Below are 17,771 nucleotides of genomic sequence, written 5' to 3'. Positions count from 1 at the left end.
ACTTGATTTTAATCATGGAATGCACTTCCCCTTCTTCGTAACCTTAAAGGTGTAATGAATACGTAGATGTGGGGAGTGTAAATGATCGGTCATATACATTCCGTTGAATCGTTTGGTTCGGCCGATGGCCCCGGGGTCCGGTACCTGATCTTTCTGCAGGGCTGTCCCATGCGTTGCCGCTACTGCCACAATCCGGACATCTGGAGCTTCACCGGTGGTACCGATATGAGCGCCGATGAGCTGCTCGATAAAGCTAAACGTTACCGTGCCTATTGGGGACCGGAAGGCGGCATCACTGTCTCAGGCGGCGAAGCCCTCTCACAGGTCAGCTTTGTCCGTGAGCTCTTTGAGAAGGCCCATGTACTCGGCATTAATACCTGCCTCGACACTTCACTTGCTCCCTTTACCACCAAGGAGCCGTTCTACAGCGAGTTCCAGAACCTGATGCACTCAACCAATCTGGTCCTCGCAGATATCAAACATATCGATCCGGTCGAGCACCAAAAGCTTACCGGACATCCCAACACAAACATTCTTGAAGCACTGCGGTGGCTCTCTGACCACGACGTACCGGTCTGGATCCGTCAGGTCTTGGTCCCGGGTATCACGGACGTCGATAAGTACCTTGAGCGTACCCGTGACTTTATCGCCACCCTGCACAATGTGAAACGCGTCGAAGTGCTCCCCTATCACACCCTCGGCATCTACAAGTGGGATGCGCTCCATATCCCCTATACCTTACGCGACGTGAAACCTCCCTCCCCGCAACGGGTTGAGCGGGCGCAGCGCATCTTATCCGATAAACCATCCACTATCGAGGAGGATTAGCAATGGAAACAGCAGCATGGAAGGGCTTTGCCCCGGGGCTTTGGACCGACGAGGTCAATGTCCGCGACTTCATCCAGAGGAACTATACGCCGTATGACGGCGATGAGAGTTTCCTCGCAGGCCCGACTGAGGCGACGATGACCCTGTGGAACAAGGTACAGGATCTGCAGAAAGAGGAGCGCAAACGCAGTGGTGTCCTCGACTGCGAGACTGAAGTCGTGAGCGGCCTCACCGCCTACGGCCCGGGCTACATAGATCCTAAGGCCAAGGACCTCGAGCGCATCGTCGGCCTCCAAACCGACAAACCTCTGAAGCGTGCCTTTATGCCCTACGGCGGCATCAGAATGGCTGAGGAAGCTGCTAAATCCTACGGCTATAAGATCAACGAGAAGTACCACAAGATCTTCAACGAGTACCGCAAGACCCACAACCAGGCAGTCTTTGACGCCTATACCCCCGAAATGCGTTTGGCCCGTCACTCCCACGTAATCACTGGACTCCCCGACACGTATGGCCGTGGCCGTATCGTCGGTGACTATCGACGCGTCGCCCTCTACGGTATCGATTTCCTCATCTCCCAGAAACAGCACGACCTTGCGAACTGCGGGGACGGAACAATGACGGACGACGTGATCCGCTTGCGTGAGGAGATCGCCGAGCAGATCCGCGCCCTCAAGGGCATGAAGGAGATGGCAAAGATCTACGGCTTCGATATCTCCAAGCCCGCTACCAACGCCCAGGAAGCAGTGCAGTGGCTCTACTTCGGGTACCTCGCCGCGATCAAGACTCAGAACGGCGCCGCCATGTCCGTCGGCAGAATCTCAACCTTCCTCGATATCTATCTCGACCGTGACCTCAAGGCCGGCCGCATCAGTGAGGCAGATGCCCAGGAGCTAATCGACCATCTGACCATGAAGTTTAGAATGGTGAAGTTCGCTCGCATCCCCTCCTACAATGAGCTCTTCTCCGGCGACCCCGTCTGGGCCACCCTGGAGGTTGCCGGCATGGGTCAGGACGGCCGCTCCCAGGTTACCAAGACCGACTTCAGGTTCCTGCACACCCTTGAGAACATGGGGCCTGCCCCGGAGCCCAACCTCACGGTCCTTTACTCTGACCGGCTACCCATCGCCTTCCGCAAGTACGCTGCCAAGATTTCGATCCAAACCTCCTCGATCCAGTATGAAAACGACGATGTCATGCGTCCGGTCTGGGGCGACGACTACAGCATCTGCTGCTGCGTCTCCGCCACAGAGACTGGCAAAGAGATGCAGTTCTTCGGCGCCCGCGCCAACCTCGCCAAGTGCCTCAACTATGCGATCAACGGCGGCAAGGACGTCAAGTTCGACGATAAGAATGGCAACCACCTGCAGGTCGGCCCCGAGTACGCCCCGATCACCTCAGAGTATCTAGACTACGATGAGGTCATGCACAAGTTCGATCTGATGATGGACTGGTTGGTCGATCTCTATGTCAATACCTTGAACCTCATTCAGTATATGCACGACAAGTACTACTACGAGTCTGCAGAGATGGCGCTGATCGACACAAACGTCCGCCGTACCTTCGCTACCGGCATCGCCGGCTTCTCCCATGTCGTAGACTCCCTATCTGCCATCAAGTACGCCCACGTGAAGACAATCCGCGATGAGAGCGGCGCGGTCGTCGACTACAAAGTCGAGGGGGACTTCCCGCGCTACGGCAACGACGATGACAGAGCTGACGATATCGCCGTGTGGCTCTTGAAGACGTTCATGACAAAGGTGAAAAAGCACCACACCTACCGCAATTCTAAGCCTACGACATCCATCCTGACCATCACCTCGAACGTGGTGTACGGCAAAGCGACTGGCGCACTCCCTGACGGCAGAAAAGCCTTCACACCATTTGCCCCGGGTGCCAATCCCTCCTACGGCGCAGAGAAAAACGGCCTGCTTGCTTCACTCAACTCAGTCGCCAAGCTCCCCTACGAGTACGCCTTAGACGGTATCTCCAACACGCAGACGATCAATCCCTTCGCTCTGGGCAATGACTTGCATCAGCGTCAAGAGAACCTCGTCCACGTCCTCGACGGATACTTCAAGCAGGGCGCCCACCACCTCAATGTCAACGTCTTCGGCACTGAGAAGCTCCGTGACGCAATGGAGCACCCCGAGAAGCCTGAGTATGCCAACTTCACGATCCGTGTCTCAGGCTATGCGGTGAAGTTTATCGACCTCACCCGTGAGCAGCAGCTCGATGTCCTCGCCCGCACCTGCCACGACCACGTATAATCAAACATCACGTTGATACCTTGAGCGCGCGTGACCAACTCTTATATGGGCTGGTCACGCTTTTTATGCCGCCCCATCATGTCTCAGCCCCAAAACGATAATTAACTTTCAGAGCAGCATCAACAATTGAAGCAGATGGTACCATAAATGCGTCACCGATCCTCTATCACTTTCTTGGTGATAGCAACCATAGAAAGGACCTCCGAAGTGAAATCCCGTCTTGTTGTTACCTCCCTCGCCACTGCTGTTCTCTGCACCATCTGGATGCTTCTCGGACCCGCTGTGGGCTTAATTGGTTGGGCAGGATTCGCCGGCTGCACCTCTTATTTTGCGTACCCCAAAAGCGGTCCCAAGGCCTTACCGCTGATCTTGTGCTGTGTTCTGTGCGGCAGTGCCTTTGCCTTTATCTCGCTCTTTGTGGGAGGCCTCTTCCTCGATCCGAGAGTCTCGCAGGCAGTGTCGTTGGTGATGACATGCGTGACGACCTACTTCATGTGCGCGGATGCCCATTTCAAGTACCTCTCTTACGTGCCGGGTACCTTCTTCGGCTCCTTCTCTACCTTTGCCGCAGGCGGCAATCCGATGATCATCCCTTCACTTGTTATCGGTGTCTTGCTTGGTCTCGCCTGTGACATGTGCGGACAGAAGCTCGCCAACAGCATCTGTAAGTAATGGACCTATCCATTTAATCTATACAGGTCCCAACGAAATTCGCTTTCTTCGAAGTGGTTGATTCTTGAAGTTAGCGCAATATCTAGCAGCTAGAAAGTGTATTTGCACTTAGCGCAAGACTTCTCGACAACAGATCTTTCATGGAAACAATCGGTCCTCAGTGTTTGCGCAGGAAGCTATCGTCCTTTTCGGTGTTGCAATAAGTTTTGAAACCAACTCATCTAAGGAAACGATGATTAATTCGGCTCAATGAGGTCGGCGAAGCCGCACGCTGTATGACATCGGCTCAAAATGTCTCGAGCCACACAGTGCCCATATCCACATAAATGCCTATCTGCCTGCGTATATGTTATAATTACAGCAACGTATTCCAGCATATCCAAAAGGAAGATGTGGGCAGCCAGATGAGCTTCAGGGTCGCGTGCGTGGTCCTTGTTCTTCGTTAAGCTTTAAGGCCCAGGTGAAGGTCGCATCCACCATAGAGCCGCCCCGCCCTGTGATCCCTGCCTTTTCAAGCTTCTAAGTCCAGGTCATGAAGCACAAGCTTTACCGAACTCCTCTCGCTTTAAGGCTATGGCGCATCTTCGCAAGTGTCGTCGCATCTGGCACCTGCGCTTGCATGAGGTCTACGTGCACAGAAGCGCTGCCAGGAGTGGCAGTCCAGGATAGCATCTTTAGGTTCCCTCGTCTTAAGAGCCCAAACATAACCTGTAGCAGATACATCCTAAGCTTTGTCTTTGCAGCGCGCACATGCCTGACAAGAGCCTGTCAGTGGTAGCTGGTATCTACCAGTGCAATCCAGCTGTCCCACACAACGATTGTATCCATCCGCTCCAGGTGTGCCTCTTGCCTGATCTTTCTCCTTTTACCTTAGGATTTAAGGTCTTAAAAGCTCATCAGGCTATCCATATCTGCCTTTTGGATATGCTGGAATACGTTGCTGTAATTATAACATATCCGCAGGCAGATAGGCATCTATGTGGGTATGGGAGTTGCGTGGTTCGAGACATTTTGAGCCGATGTCATACAGCGTGCGGCCCCAGTGACCTCATCGAGGTGAATTGATCATCGTTTCCCTAGGGTCGCAGCAGTAGAGCCTGATTGCTTGAGCCTCTCCTTCGAAAAGGTGTCCTGGCACCTCTTCATCTGAGAACTCGGCTCTCCGACAGACTCAAAGAACATCTCAAGTGTTCGCTTGGTATTGTCGCAGTCTTTGTGGTCCCTCAAAGATATGAGCTGAAACTTCGGTCAAGTCCGAATCCGTGTGTAAAATCGCTGTCGCGTTCCCTGCCTTACGCCTTCGCCATGTCCTTCTGGTTGCGCGCTATCTTTGCGAGCTCGTCTTCCACCTGCAGGAGCTGTGTGTAAGTCCTATCCGTAGTAGCTCTTCCTCTGCGTCGAGCTGCACTCGTTCTCCTCGGTAAGGACCGACTCGATCAGCCTGATCGCTGACGCCTTACTCGGGAAGACCCCGACAAAGCAGGCGTGCCTCTCTATCTCCCTGTTCAGCCTCTCCAGGTAGTTGGACGTCCTCATGTACAGGCGCATCGCGGCGATCAGTACCCTCACCGCCCTTGAGGCAACGTCGCGCAAGTCTGCCAGTATCTCGTCGCACCTGTGCCTCTCCTCCGGTGCGCTTGGCAGTTGAGCCTCTCGACCAGCTTCCCCCTTAGGCCGGCGCACACTCCCTTGGGGGTGGCCTTGCACACGTTGCGCGAGCAGTGGGCCTGGCAGCGCTGCCCAGGCGGCACCGGGCAGCACCTCCCTTGTGGCCGCCACGAGCCCCTCTCTGGCGTCCACGAGGGAGCGCAGGAAGTCCACCCAGGAGCGTCCCGTGTGCGACTCGGCAAGCGAGACCCCGATGACTTAGCAGTGCCTTTGACCTCACGCGGTGGTCGACCCTGACCTTGAGGTAGGTGGCGTTTGCCATCACGAACGGCTACTCGCCCTTAAGGGGCCAATCACAAAACGCCCTGATAGCGGGGTCCAGCTCGGCGTGAGCCTCAAAGACGGAGTGCTTGGAGAACGACCTTTCGCAGACCTCCTCTACGACCCTGCCCACCTTCACTGTAAAGACGCCCGCGACGGCCATCTCGGCCATCTCGGTCATAAGGGCAGCCTCGCTTGCGCTTGTAGTTGTCGAACACGAGGGTCTCAAACGGGGCATTGCGCTGCCTTGACACCTTCAGCTCGATGGTGGCGACCCTGGTCGTGAGGGGCCTTGCCTTCGTCTCGTTGCGGCTGTCGGCGCGCTCGTAGGGCTGGGCGCACAGCTGCTCGGCTGACTTCGCCCTCAGTACCCCGTTGAGCGTCTCCTGGAGCAGCAGCCTGAAGGCGTCCCCGCCCCCCGTCGGTAAGCAGCCCCAGTACCTCGTCTTGGTCCAGTGCAAGATTGATTCGAGCCATGTCCGTCCTCTTGGGTGTCCTCGTTGTTTGGTGACTGCGAGCACACCTTGGCGGCGAGCCTCTGGCTCGCCCACCTTTTACACCACTTTACGGGCGCGACCGAAACTTCGATAGTCTGTACAAAGGTGTAAGGATACATTCGCTGTCAGATTGAAGACCTTCTGCTGTATTTATCTCCCAGGCACCAACACAGGCTCTCCTAAGGACAGAAACGACTATAAGCGCTCGGACGGGTGGTTATACGGGGCACAAAGGCGTGTTGTTAGGACCTATAGCCCACAGATCGCCTTAAAGTCCACGGCAGACATAATCGCCATACCGTCTGTGGACCCAGCGATAGATAGTGAAGGCAGATACTGGAACAGGAGAGGCAGTTGCTATCTGCTGAGGGGAAAGCCCACAAGCGAGCTTATCTTGTATGTGGGCAACTGTGTGCGCTGTATCCTCTTCGCTCATATCGATGCCGCATTTCATCTGCAAGCGTTTGTGCGTATTTCACCATATAGGCTACATGGATGCGGTAGTGGCATACCTCTGTTGTGTATCTCATACACCCGCAGCAACACTGCGGTGGCTGCCACAAGTGGTCTCTTTGACAGTCTTTGTCTTTTGGCTCTCCGGGCTCTCCCTTAGGTACTATGTAGACCACGTGGTGTCTAACCTCTCTCTTCACTGTAGAGGGTACTCTATCAAAGTCTTTTGCGATGGAACAGATAGAGTGTTTTGAATCTAGCCCATGCTCAATGGATCTTCTTTTCGCAAGGCTCGATCTGTCATATCGCTTGTGCATTTCGTACTTGTCAGCCATAAGTCTCATGGCTCTTCTCACAACCGTGTCTTTACAGCTACAGCTGTGAAGATACCTTAGTTGACGCAAGACTCAGCACAATACAGTGCGATGAGTCAGAATAGCCGGGCTATGGTAGTGCACGAGGGACAGAAATCTACCGCTTCTTTCAAAATACCTGCTCAATATATGTAATTAAAACACTTTCAATTTTCTACTTGTAATTTTGCTGCTGTTCACGTAATCTATTACCTGCTACGCAGGTGTAGCACAATGGAGATGGGCGTTTAGCTCAGGGGGAGAGCGCTTCCCTGACACGGAAGAGGTCAGAAGTTCAAATCTTCTAACGCCCACCATAAAAGACCAGGTCATCAGCATAGTTGGTGGCCTGTTTTCTTTTGGTACACATTTGGTACGCGATTTTGGTACACGCTTTTTGCGCATTTTGACTGTCGGGTCTCTTCATATGTTCGTCACGTATTGCCTTGCCGTTGAGAAGGGGGCGGACCCCGGCCTGCCCAGGTTAACTTCCAGGGCGCGTGTAGCCCCGTGGCAAGACCCGGTCCGGCAAAAGCCCGGAGCGGAGCAGTGGTGAGTGGGTTGGAAAAGGTTCCCAAACGGTTAGCTAGTTCCGTGGCCTTTCGCTCACGAAGAACCGCGAGATCGGATAGCCCTCTATCTGCCTGCGCTCGGATTCCGAGCATCGACTGAGGCAAACCTGCGCCATTTCCGAATAGCCCATGAGCGCATAGGCCGCAGCTTTCGTGTATAGCTCGGGGGCTTCGAGAGCAATGTCCTCTAGGGAAACGATGATTAATGCCCCATAACGTGTTAAAGGGGACCGACCACACGACTTTTCTAGGCCGGAATGCGGGAAAGGCAGGGAAGGATGCTCATCCAGCACGTGCAGAAGTCGCCATCCTTACATTTGTCCTGCCACATGCACCGCAATAAGGCTCCAAGACGGATCAAGCGACGCTGAGAGCCGGGAGGTGCAGCCTGCCGGCAAAAGATGCACATGGGTAAGGTTTGCAAGGGCGAGAAAGACTTGAGTGTGCAGGCATCTTCTCTATCCCCTAGTAGCGTGTCCTTAAGGGGCAGAAGCGCCGCTTCACGATAAGGAAGGGATGCTTCTACCTTTAAGCGGCCGGATGCCTTCCTGGACTCGATACCCTTTTCGGAGAAGAGTGCACAGGCAAGGCCCTCTCTAGTCGAAGGCTTCCTTAAGCGACGCTTTAGCGCATAGATGAGAGGTGTGGGTCTGCTGTGACCTTAAGGGCGCTTCACTATACCTATATAGCCTAAAGTCTGCGCAGCAGAACCTATCATCTTCCCTTAACGAGTGCATGTGCCACAGGATATGTCGGATACATTCTAAGCGATCGTCTCCACACCATGCACAAGGCCACCTGCGGCATCCACGCCGATATGCGCCTTGTATCCGATACGCCAGGCTCCCCCTTTCTTGGACTGGTGCGCCTTAAGGGTTACGTGCGTGGTCCTTGCTCTTTGTGGAGCTTTAAGGCTCAGGTGAAGGTCACATCCACCATGGAGCCACCCCGCGCCGTGATCCCTGCCTTCTCGAGCTCTAAGTTCAGGCGCAAAGCACAAGCTTTGCCGAACTCCTCTCGCTTTAAGGCTATGGCGCATCTTCGCAAGTGTCGTCGCATCTGGCACCTGCGCTTGCATGAGGTCTGCGTGCACAGAAGCGCTACCAGGAGTGACAATCCAGGATAGCATCTTTAAGTTCCCTCGTCTGAGAGCCCAGCTATCCCACACAACGATTGCATCCATCCGCTCCAGGAGTGCCTCTCGCCCAGTCTTTCTCCTTAGACCTTAGGATTTAAGGTCTTCAAAGCTCATCTATCTGTCCATATCTTCCTTTTGGATATGCTGGAATACGTGGATGTAGCTATACCATATCCAGAAGGCAGATAGGCATCTATGTGGATATGGGCACTGTGTGGTTCGAGACATTTTGAGCCGATGTCATACAGCGTGTGGCCCCAGCTACCTCATCGAGGCGAATTAATCATCGTTTCCCTAGCGCGGACTTCTCCTCCTCGTTGAACTCACGCTTGCGCCCTATCGTCTGCAACAGGTTGAGCAGGTAGGTCTGGCTTTTCTGGTCGAACTCGTGCAGTCTTCGCGCTAGTACCGCCGCGCATGCGAGCAGGCCCTGCGGCTGCCTGGCACCCTCGTCATAGGCCGTGAGCATGTCCAGGAGCTTCTGGTTGAGCGGCGTCTGGTTGCCCACGGTCACCGGGAAACGGTCGAACTGCGCATCGAACTTCCCCAGGTCTAGGTTCACAGCCTTCTGAAGGTCGTCCTTGCCAAGCACCATCGCAGCGGGAACCGGCTCGAACGGCCCCCTCACCTCCGGCTCCTTCTCATCTGGCGAAGAGAAGGAGAAGCACAGCTGGTCGGAGTCGAGGCCCGTGAAGGCGTAGCTGCCATCCCCACATTTCCGGACGAGCGCATAGACCCTACATCCCTGGATGTCGAAGTGGACAATCGGCGACTCTATATCTTGGCCGGCCCATGGCTTTCCTTCCACCAGCAGGCGGTGCATGAGGGCGAGATCGTTTAGCTCCTTTGTCGTCATGTCAGCAGAATCCCAGTCGACGGCGATACTGAGCGCGCCCAGCGTCTCGACAAACTCGCCGCATGCACACACGTCCTCGTCCAGGCGCATCTCGAGATCCGGGTCACTCTCGATCTTGGTCCGCAATAACGTCTTCCCTTCGACCCTTAGTTCGCCCGTGCGCATGAACTCGTGGACGAACCGGGCCGTGTTGTACCTCCTGCGGATCGGGCCCTTGATGCCGAAGCTCAGCGTGACCCTGTGGTCATCGCGCAGGATCATGCTCACGCCCTCGAACTCAATGTAGGTGCCCTCACGATGGTCGCCCAGCATCAGCAGCGTCGTCAGCTCGAAGTCCCCGGACGCAACATTGACTTCAGCACCTCTGGCGAACATTGCCACGTCCTCAATTTTCCCGAGCACGACGAGCTGGCCCTCCATGTCCTTGCCGTAGACGTAGGCGTTTTCCAAACCGGCTATCGTTGTCACACGTTCGCCTTTGTACAACTGGGTCGAGACTGATATAGAGTTGATATCTTCTGGCAGGGTTTTTGTATCTCCATCGAAGTCGTATGCGACGACCTTAGCCTTCATCTGCTTTTTCCGGTTGGCGTTGAGCGCCGTGATGATCCTTGTCATCTCTTTCGGGTTTGTCGGGAATGGCTTGATAGGTACCGACGTCTTCTCCTGATTTGGGCATGTCTTTGACAGCGCACAGTTGATGTTGTAGGGCAAGAGCTGCGCGAAGAAGACATCCTCGCCAAGACGGGAGTTCTTGTTCACGCCGACAACGAAAAGAAGTACGCCGTAGTACACGTCCCTGTAGCGTTTGAGTGCCTTGGCGCGTGCCATGAACTTCACCACACCGTGCTTGTTGGGCTTCAGCTTCCCCATCGTACCTTTGACCTGAACGGGAATCTCCGCACGCAGGTTCTCGACCCTCTGCTCCGGTGAGCTGTACAGATCGAGGAAACCGTCTATGAGGATGTTCTTATCACCCTCTTTTAGCTTATCATCGATAGTATCGCACTGCTGGATAAGGTCGCACACGCGGTTCACGGCGGCTTTCTCGATCTTTTTTTCTGTCCATTTGCGCGGTCTTTACCAAGTCATCCCTCTCTCTGGGCCAGCCGATGACACCTCGTGAGCGACGCGCTTGTCGCTCGTGGTATGATTACTGCATAATTATTGCATTTTGTTGATTATACCCTGAGGAGACAGATGAATTACTCCGAGCTTGTCGAGGGCGGGGCTAGCGAGACCCAGATTCAGGGTTTCTTAGCCGAGGGCGACCAGACCGCCGTCACCTTTCGTGTGCCCAAGAACCTCAAGGAGGCGGCGACTGAGACGGCGCGTCTACGTGGGGTAAGCTTCTCGGCCTTCCTGCGCTCGTGCGTTATCAACGAGCTCACCTCCGGGAGGCGCTAACGTGGCAGGGCAGGTAAAGTCGCGCGAGCGTGTACAGGAACACGGCGAGGTCTTCACCAACGAGCGCGAGGTCAACGCCATGCTCGACCTGGTGAAGCAAGAGACCGAGCGCATCGACTCCCGGTTCCTCGAGCCGGCTTGCGGTGACGGTAACTTCCTCGCCGAGGTGCTAAGGCGGAAGCTTGCGGTTGTGGCAAAGCGATACTCACGGAGCCCCCAGGAGTACATGCGCTACGTGTTCGTTGCGGTCTCGAGCATCTATGGTGTGGACATCATGACCGACAACGTGGCGGAGTGCCGGCAGAGGCTCTTACGCATCGTTGAGGCTGCCGCCCGGGACGCGATTGGCAAGCAGGCGGAGCAGGCGTTCCTTGACGCCATCCGTTACGTCCTCGAAAAGAATGTCCTGTGCGGGGACGCCCTCACGATGGTGCAGGACGACGGCTCTCCAATTATCTTCTCAGAGTGGTCGATGGTGACCGGGGACCTCGTGAAGAGGAAGGACTATCGGCTCGACGAGCTAATGGCTGGCGGTGACACGAAGCAGGGCGACCAGCTCGGCCTTTTTCAAACCGGATGGGAATACGACTCTGAGATTGACGGGCTCATCCCCGCCTCGATTCGAGAGTATCCGCCTGTTGACTACAGGGAGGTTTCGAAGAATGGCTAGCCTTCTCGAGAGGACATATAACCCCGATGTCCTAACGTGTCTCGCCAACCTCAGCAACGACGAGGTGTTCACCCCACCGGAGCTCGCGAACCGTGTCCTCGACATGCTCCCGAAGGAGTTGTGGGAGGACCCTAACGTCCGGATTCTCGATCCGTGCTGCAAGTCGGGCGTGTTTCTCCGGGAGGCGGCGAAAAGGTTCATAGAGGGGCTCGCGCCTATCTACCCGGACCTCCAGGAGCGAGTCGACCACATAATGCACGAGCAGCTCTTCGGAATCGCAATCACCGAGATGACTTCCCTCATGAGCAGGAGGAGCCTCTATTGCTCCAAGTATGCAAACGGCAGGTTCTCGGTCTCCCTATTCGACCATGAAGAAGGTAACGTCCGGTTCCGCGGCATCCGACACACCTGGAAGGATGGCAAGTGCGTCTACTGTGGGGCATCGGAGAAGGAGTACCGGCGCTCAGCGGACCTAGAGAGTCATGCGTATGAGTTCATCCATACCAAGAGACCAGAGGACATCTTCAAGATGAAGTTTGATGTGATAGTAGGCAACCCGCCGTACCAGTTGAGTGACGGTGGAAACAGCGCTAGCGCTATGCCCATTTATCAGAAGTTTGTAGAGCAAGCTAAGAGGCTAAATCCCAGGTTTTTGACAATGATCATTCCGGCTCGCTGGTATATGGGCGGCCGTGGTCTTGATGAATTCCGATCCACGATGTTGCATGACGACAGGATTCGAGTGCTCCATGATTTCCCGTCTGCTTCTGACTGCTTCCCGGGAGTGGAGATAAAGGGTGGTGTCTGTTACTTCCTGTGGACTCGAGATAGTCATGGCCTCTGTAAGGTCGTGAGTCATGATGGAGTGAACACAAGCGAGTCTATAAGGCCACTTCTTGAAGAGGGAATGGAAACATTCATAAGAACAACTCAACAGCTGTCGATTCTCGAGAAGGTTCGCTCGCGTCGAGAAGTCCCTCTCTCAAAGAGGTTGAATGCCGGTCGGTATTTCGGATTCCACACTCGCGTAACATGGAATGGGAATGTCGGTAAGTTGCAGACGGCCGACGGTGCCTCGACGTATCCGGTGCGCAAGACCCAGTCCGAAAAATTCAACGTGAAAGTTTATGTGTCACATGGTGAGTGTTGGATATCTCCTGAAAACGTTACCCGCCATTCCGAGGATGTCGGAAAATATAAGGTATTGATTCCTCGTGCGGGCAATCCCGGTAGCTCGATTCTCGGAAAGCTGAGGATCAGCGAGCCTGGGTCGTGCAGCTCAAATACCTACAACGTCATAATTTTGGGCGATGAGCTTGATGAGGCAGAGAACTTAGTCTCATATCTCAAGACTAAATTTGTTCGGTACATGATTGCGACACGAACCGCAACACAAGATATGGCTCCGAAGGCATTCGAATTTGTTCCTGATCCGGACATATCTCACAAATGGACGGACGCCCAGTTGTATGAGAAGTACGGGTTGGATGAAAAGGAAATCGAGACAATAGAAAGTTCGATACCAGAGATGGAGTAGATGAGGATGCCACAGGTGCTCTTTCCTCAGCGCCCAGAAATTAAGCCAGTAATCTACGCCTATGAGGAACACAATCCAAAATACAAGGGCTTTCTAAAGGTCGGCTACACGACGCGCACCGCCGAGGAGCGCGTCGCCGAGCAGCACCCCGTGATACAGCCGGGGAAAGGGAAGCCCTATACGATTGTCTTCAACGAGAGCGCTGTGAGGGACGACGGCAGCACCTTCATGGATCACGACGTCCACCGCCGCCTCGAGCGAAACGGCTTCCGCTGCGTCGGCGGCGAGTGGTACGAATGCACCGTCGACGACGTGCGCAACGCATGGCTAGAGGTAAGGGACCGCAAGGACTACGAGTCGCAGAGGACCGAGGACTTCAAGATGCGCCCCGAGCAGAGGCGCGCGGTCGACATGACGCGAGGTTACTTCGAGCGCTGCGAGCAGGAGGGGTCCCAGAGAGTCCCGCGGTTCCTCTGGAACGCGAAGATGAGGTTTGGAAAGACCTTCGCCACCTACGAGCTCGCGAAGAGCATGGACATGAAGAGGGTTCTCGTTCTCACCTTCAAGCCCGCGGTGGAGGACGCCTGGCAGGACGACCTGGAGAGCCATGTCGACTTTGAGGGATGGCAGTTCGTCGCGAGAAACGCTGGTCGGTACGAGGACTGCGACTCCTCCAGGCCCATCGTCTGCTTCGGTTCCTTCCAGGACTTCCTACAGCCGGGCAATGATGGCGGAATCAAGCCGAGGAACGAGTGGGTTCACTTGGAGGACTGGGACCTCGTCGTGTTCGACGAGTATCACTTCGGCGCCTGGAAGGACTCCGCCAAGCGGCTCTTCGAGAGCGCTAAAGATATGGGAGACGACTTCGACGACTATGTCCCATCTGCTGACGACGACTCGAGGGCGGCACGGGAGGCGTCGTCGGGCAACCAGCTCGACGAGACCTGGCTGCCAATCCAGTCCCGCTTCTACCTCTACCTATCGGGGACCCCGTTCCGGGCGCTCAACTCCGGGGAGTTCATCGAGGACCAGGTGTTCAACTGGACCTACTCCGACGAGCAGGAGGCAAAGAGGGACTGGAAGGGGCCGCACAACCCCTACGCCAATCTCCCGCGTATGGTGCTTATGACCTACAAGGTGCCTGACTCCATCACCCGGATAGCCCGTCAGGGTCAGTTCAACGAGTTCGACCTCAACCTGTTCTTCTCCGCCAAGGGGCATGGCAGCGAGGCACGTTTCGTGTACGAGGAGTACGTCCAGAAGTGGCTCGACCTGATCCGTGGGTCGTCGCAGGAGACGGCGGCAGACGACCTTAGGCTCGGAGCCGAGAAGCCGCCCATGCCGTTCAGCGACACGAGGCTGCTCTCGACGCTTACGCACACCCTGTGGTTCCTTCCGAACGTCTCCTCGTGCGAGGCAATGGCCAACCTGCTTGCCCAGAGGCAGAACACCTTCTTCCACGACTACGAGGTAATCGTCGCGGCCGGACCCGGTGCCGGCATGGGCGTCGAGGCGATAAAACCGGTCCGCGAGGCCATGGGTGACCCGCTTCGCACAAAGACCATCACGCTCTCATGCGGCAAGCTCACTACAGGCGTCACGGTACGCCCCTGGTCCGGAGTACTCATGCTGCGTAACCTCAGGAGCCCCGAGACGTACTTCCAGACTGCGTTCCGCGTCCAGAGCCCCTGGACCACCAGGGACGACGAGGGACACGTCCAGGACCTCAAGGAGGAGTGCTACGTTTTCGACTTCGCCCTCGACCGGGCGCTCACCATGGTGTGCGACTACAGCTGCCGCCTGTCTGTGAACGACGAGAGTCCCGAGCAGAAGGTGGACGAGTTCATCAACTTCCTGCCCGTGCTCGCCTACGACGGCAGCGCGATGCGCGAGGTCGACGCCGCCGACATCCTCGACATGGCGATGGCCGGCACGTCGGCGACGCTCCTCGCACGTCGCTGGGAGAGTGCCCTCCTCGTCAACGTTGACAATGACACGCTCCGAAGGCTCCTCGCCAACGAGGACGCGATGAGGGCCCTCATGAGCATCGAGGGATTCAGGAGCCTCAACGACGACATCAAGACCATCATCAATAAGTCGGAGGCCGTGAAGAAGGCGAAGCGTAAGGGCGGCGAGCTCACCACGAAGCAGAAGAAGGAGCTCTCCGACGAGGAGAAGGAGTACAAGACCAAGCGCCGCGAGGTCCAGGAGAAGCTCATCAAGTTCGCCACGAGAATTCCGGTCTTCATGTACCTCACCGATTTCCGCGAGCAGTGCCTGAAGGACGTGATCACGCAGCTCGAGCCCGGCCTATTCAAGAAGGTCACGGGACTCGAGGTGAAGGACTTCGAGCTCCTGGTCTCGCTCGGTGTCTTCAACGACGCCCTCATGAACGACGCGGTGTACAAGTTCCGCAGATACGAGGACGCGAGTCTCTCCTACACGGGCATCGAGCGTCACCAGTACGACCGGAAGGTGGGCCTCTTTGACACCGAGCTGACCCAGACGGACTACCAGCAGATGCGGCTCCAGGACGAGCGCCTCGGATCTGACGGCAAGGCGAGGCCGACTGGAGGAGCTGACACTTACGTTGTGCAGAGCATCACCGAGGAGCGCTCCTCAAAGGATGGGAAACCTTCAAAGGTGACGTTCGCGGTCTCCTCGGTTCCCGCGAGTCCCGTCGAGACGGAGAGTGAGAAGGCCGAACGGGAACGTGCCCAGCGAAAGGCGCGGGAGGAAGCCCGCCGGGACCTCGAAGCGAAAATCGACTCGCTTGGCGCGGGGGACGTTATCGGCAGCAAGGCTTTCGGAAACGGCAGGATCAAAAGCATCGAGGGAACCCGCATCGTCGTCAGGCTTGGAGGACGTGACAGGACATTCGCTTTTCCAGATGCCTTCTACCAGGGATTCTTGAAAATCGAGCGTGAGCATCAGTAGGATGGTAACAACGGATGTTGGTTTTCTGAGGCAACTACGAGCGTACAAACTTCCTTGCGAGAAACGACGAACTTCATTTCCCTCCCCGCCGTCGTTAGGTGTTCCTGACGGCGGGGAGGGCGGCCGCGGGAGGGTTTGGCTGCGGCCGCGGCGGGAGGGAATCGGGGCCGCTCGGGACTTCCCCGAGCGGCCCCTTTCCGACCGTGAGCGGCTTTACGTTCTTGACGTCCTAGGGAAACGATGATTAATGCCCCATGACGCGCCAGAAATGATCGGTCATCGGCCTTTCTAGGCCGGCATGCGGGAAAGCAGGGAAGGATGCTCATCCAGCACGTGCAGGAGCCGCCATCCTGCCCCATGCACCGCAAGAAGGCCTCAAGACGGATCAAGCGACTCTGGGAGCCGGGAAGTGCAGCCTGCTGGCAAAAGATGCACATGGGTAAGGTTTGCAAGGGCGAAAAAGACTCGAGTGTGCAGGCATCTTCTCTATCCCCCTGTAGCGCTTCCTTAAGGGGCAGAAGCGCCGCTTCACGATAAGGAAGGGATGCTCTACCTTTGAGCGGTCGGATTCCTTCCTGGACTCGATGTCCTTTTCAGCTGAAAGTGCACAGGCAAGGCCCTTTATGGTCGAAGGCTTCCTTGCAACGCTTTAGCGCATAGATGAGAGGTGTGGGTCTTATGTGACCTTAAGGGCGCTTCGCTATACCTATATAGCCTAAAGTCTGCATAGCAGAACCTATTATCTTTGGTTCAGTCATAATTCCTGTTGATAGATAACCTCAGAGGTCATGAGAATTTCCTGCTGGCATCAATGATCTTCAGGAAGAAATATTCATCATCCGGATAGCCGTATCCTTTGTGTCTCAGTGTCTTGATCATCTGGTTGGTTCCTTCAACTTTGCCAGATGAGATATGAACTCGTGCATGAGAGATAATTCCTTTCATGTGGTTCTTAAGCAGCTTGGCAAACCACATGAAATGCTTGTTCTTGGTTGCTTTGCAGGTGCGTATGATCCGGTTACTATGAATCTTCATGCCTCTTTCGGTATTTGCTTTGTATGCTTTATTAAGCTGTTCTTCTACCAGATCCATGGTGAAGAACAGCTTGTTTTCATCCAACAGCTTCTTGTATTCTTCTTCAATTCCTGCTTTTTTGCTTCACCTTTGGCTTTTTGAACAGATCGCTTCCTTTGGCAATGATTTTGCCCGCTTTAGCAGCTTCTGTATTGCCTTCTTCTATCAGGCGTTTCTGTTCCTCTTTACGGACTTTTGATACCACCTTGTCATTGAAGTTTTTGATCAGATGGGAATGGTCACAGACAATATCTAGCCATTCACAGCGTTTCTTGAAAGCTTCTTCAAAGTCACTGTTCATATCACAGGCCACAGCCTTGACGTTTTTCATCCAGTCGATGCCGATCCAGTCAATAAAGTCATATACAGTCTGTTTCTTCTTGCCACAGGCAAGCCACAGCACATCTCCGCTCTTCATGTCCATGATCAACGTAAGCGCATCTATGGCCTTTATGAAGAAGGAATTCATCAATGCCAAGATACTTTGAGTATTCTGTAGGCTTCTTCAGTTGCTTACCTTTACCGTTAACGGTATACAGTTCCCAAAGACGCTTCTTATCGATTCCCTTGACGCTATT

14 protein-coding genes, 1 tRNA gene and 1 pseudogene are annotated in these 17,771 nt (G+C 55.2%); 8 read left to right on the top strand and 8 right to left on the bottom strand.

What is annotated here, in order from left to right; genetic code table 11:
• The first annotated feature begins 81 nt into the window (after positions 1-81).
• From pflA to J4859_RS05355, 3 genes are all read left to right on the top strand, one after another.
• On the top strand, positions 82-828 hold the full coding sequence (gene pflA, locus J4859_RS05365; protein WP_212333844.1) for a pyruvate formate-lyase-activating protein: 747 nt from the start codon (positions 82-84) through the stop codon (positions 826-828).
• Positions 829-830: 2 nt separating this feature from the next.
• Positions 831-3,098, top strand: coding sequence for a formate C-acetyltransferase (pflB, locus tag J4859_RS05360; RefSeq protein ID WP_212333841.1), 2,268 nt, complete (start codon positions 831-833; stop codon positions 3,096-3,098).
• Positions 3,099-3,245: 147 nt separating this feature from the next.
• Entirely contained in the window at positions 3,246-3,770 is a 525-nt protein-coding gene (locus J4859_RS05355) for a DUF1097 domain-containing protein (RefSeq protein WP_212333824.1), read from the top strand.
• Between the two features lie 1,371 nt (positions 3,771-5,141).
• On the opposite strand, the gene J4859_RS05350 is transcribed toward J4859_RS05355, so the two are convergent.
• The 4 genes and pseudogenes from J4859_RS05350 to J4859_RS17560 form a co-directional block, all read right to left on the bottom strand.
• Entirely contained in the window at positions 5,142-5,549 is a 408-nt protein-coding gene (locus tag J4859_RS05350; protein WP_212333821.1) for a transposase, read from the bottom strand.
• Between the two features lie 160 nt (positions 5,550-5,709).
• Positions 5,710-5,937, bottom strand: coding sequence for a transposase (locus J4859_RS16795; protein WP_256436827.1), 228 nt, complete (start codon positions 5,935-5,937; stop codon positions 5,710-5,712).
• A gap of 19 nt (positions 5,938-5,956) precedes the next feature.
• A pseudogene (locus tag J4859_RS17565) lies at positions 5,957-6,220 on the bottom strand (hypothetical protein); the annotation flags it as partial.
• A 365-nt stretch (positions 6,221-6,585) separates the two neighbouring features.
• Positions 6,586-6,966, bottom strand: coding sequence for a helix-turn-helix domain-containing protein (locus tag J4859_RS17560; RefSeq protein ID WP_371812227.1), 381 nt, complete (start codon positions 6,964-6,966; stop codon positions 6,586-6,588).
• Positions 6,967-7,244: 278 nt separating this feature from the next.
• On the opposite strand from J4859_RS17560, the gene J4859_RS05335 reads away from it, so the two are divergent.
• Positions 7,245-7,319 (top strand) — tRNA-Val (locus tag J4859_RS05335).
• Between the two features lie 1,170 nt (positions 7,320-8,489).
• Here J4859_RS05335 and J4859_RS05330 read toward each other — a convergent pair.
• Both J4859_RS05330 and J4859_RS05325 read right to left on the bottom strand, forming a co-directional pair.
• Positions 8,490-8,633 (bottom strand): hypothetical protein, encoded by a 144-nt coding sequence (locus tag J4859_RS05330; protein WP_212333813.1) that lies wholly within the window; start codon positions 8,631-8,633, stop codon positions 8,490-8,492.
• 362 nt (positions 8,634-8,995) lie between these two features.
• On the bottom strand, positions 8,996-10,597 hold the full coding sequence (locus tag J4859_RS05325) for a hypothetical protein (protein ID WP_212333810.1): 1,602 nt from the start codon (positions 10,595-10,597) through the stop codon (positions 8,996-8,998).
• 171 nt (positions 10,598-10,768) lie between these two features.
• Here J4859_RS05325 and J4859_RS05320 point away from each other — a divergent pair, with 171 nt between their 5' ends.
• The 4 genes from J4859_RS05320 to J4859_RS05305 are packed head-to-tail and all read left to right on the top strand — an operon-like array spanning position 10,769 to position 16,119.
• Complete coding sequence (locus J4859_RS05320; RefSeq protein WP_249113763.1) at positions 10,769-10,975, top strand: hypothetical protein; 207 nt, start codon at positions 10,769-10,771, stop codon at positions 10,973-10,975.
• A gap of 1 nt (position 10,976) precedes the next feature.
• Positions 10,977-11,645 (top strand): SAM-dependent DNA methyltransferase, encoded by a 669-nt coding sequence (locus tag J4859_RS05315; protein WP_212333807.1) that lies wholly within the window; start codon positions 10,977-10,979, stop codon positions 11,643-11,645.
• A complete protein-coding gene (locus J4859_RS05310) occupies positions 11,638-13,182 on the top strand; it encodes an Eco57I restriction-modification methylase domain-containing protein (RefSeq protein WP_212333804.1) in 1,545 nt (514 codons plus the stop codon). The genes J4859_RS05315 and J4859_RS05310 overlap by 8 nt, the downstream gene beginning before the upstream one ends.
• Positions 13,183-16,119: a GIY-YIG nuclease family protein gene (locus J4859_RS05305; RefSeq protein WP_212333801.1), complete on the top strand. Its 2,937-nt coding sequence runs from the start codon at positions 13,183-13,185 to the stop codon at positions 16,117-16,119.
• 786 nt (positions 16,120-16,905) lie between these two features.
• On the opposite strand, the gene J4859_RS17555 is transcribed toward J4859_RS05305, so the two are convergent.
• Together J4859_RS17555 and J4859_RS17550 are read right to left on the bottom strand one after the other, a co-directional pair.
• The gene (locus J4859_RS17555; RefSeq protein WP_371812189.1) at positions 16,906-17,238 is read right to left on the bottom strand and encodes a transposase; all 333 of its coding nucleotides are present in this window, start codon (positions 17,236-17,238) and stop codon (positions 16,906-16,908) included.
• 19 nt (positions 17,239-17,257) lie between these two features.
• Positions 17,258-17,662, bottom strand: a complete 405-nt coding sequence (locus tag J4859_RS17550) for a transposase (protein ID WP_371812226.1) — start codon at positions 17,660-17,662, stop codon at positions 17,258-17,260.
• Positions 17,663-17,771: the final 109 nt, after the last annotated feature.

This window comes from Atopobium sp. oral taxon 416, from assembly GCF_018128285.1.
Lineage (GTDB): Bacteria > Actinomycetota > Coriobacteriia > Coriobacteriales > Atopobiaceae > Olsenella_L.
Note: the sequence above shows the minus strand (reverse complement) of the source record. Positions and strands in the feature narration are given on the sequence as shown.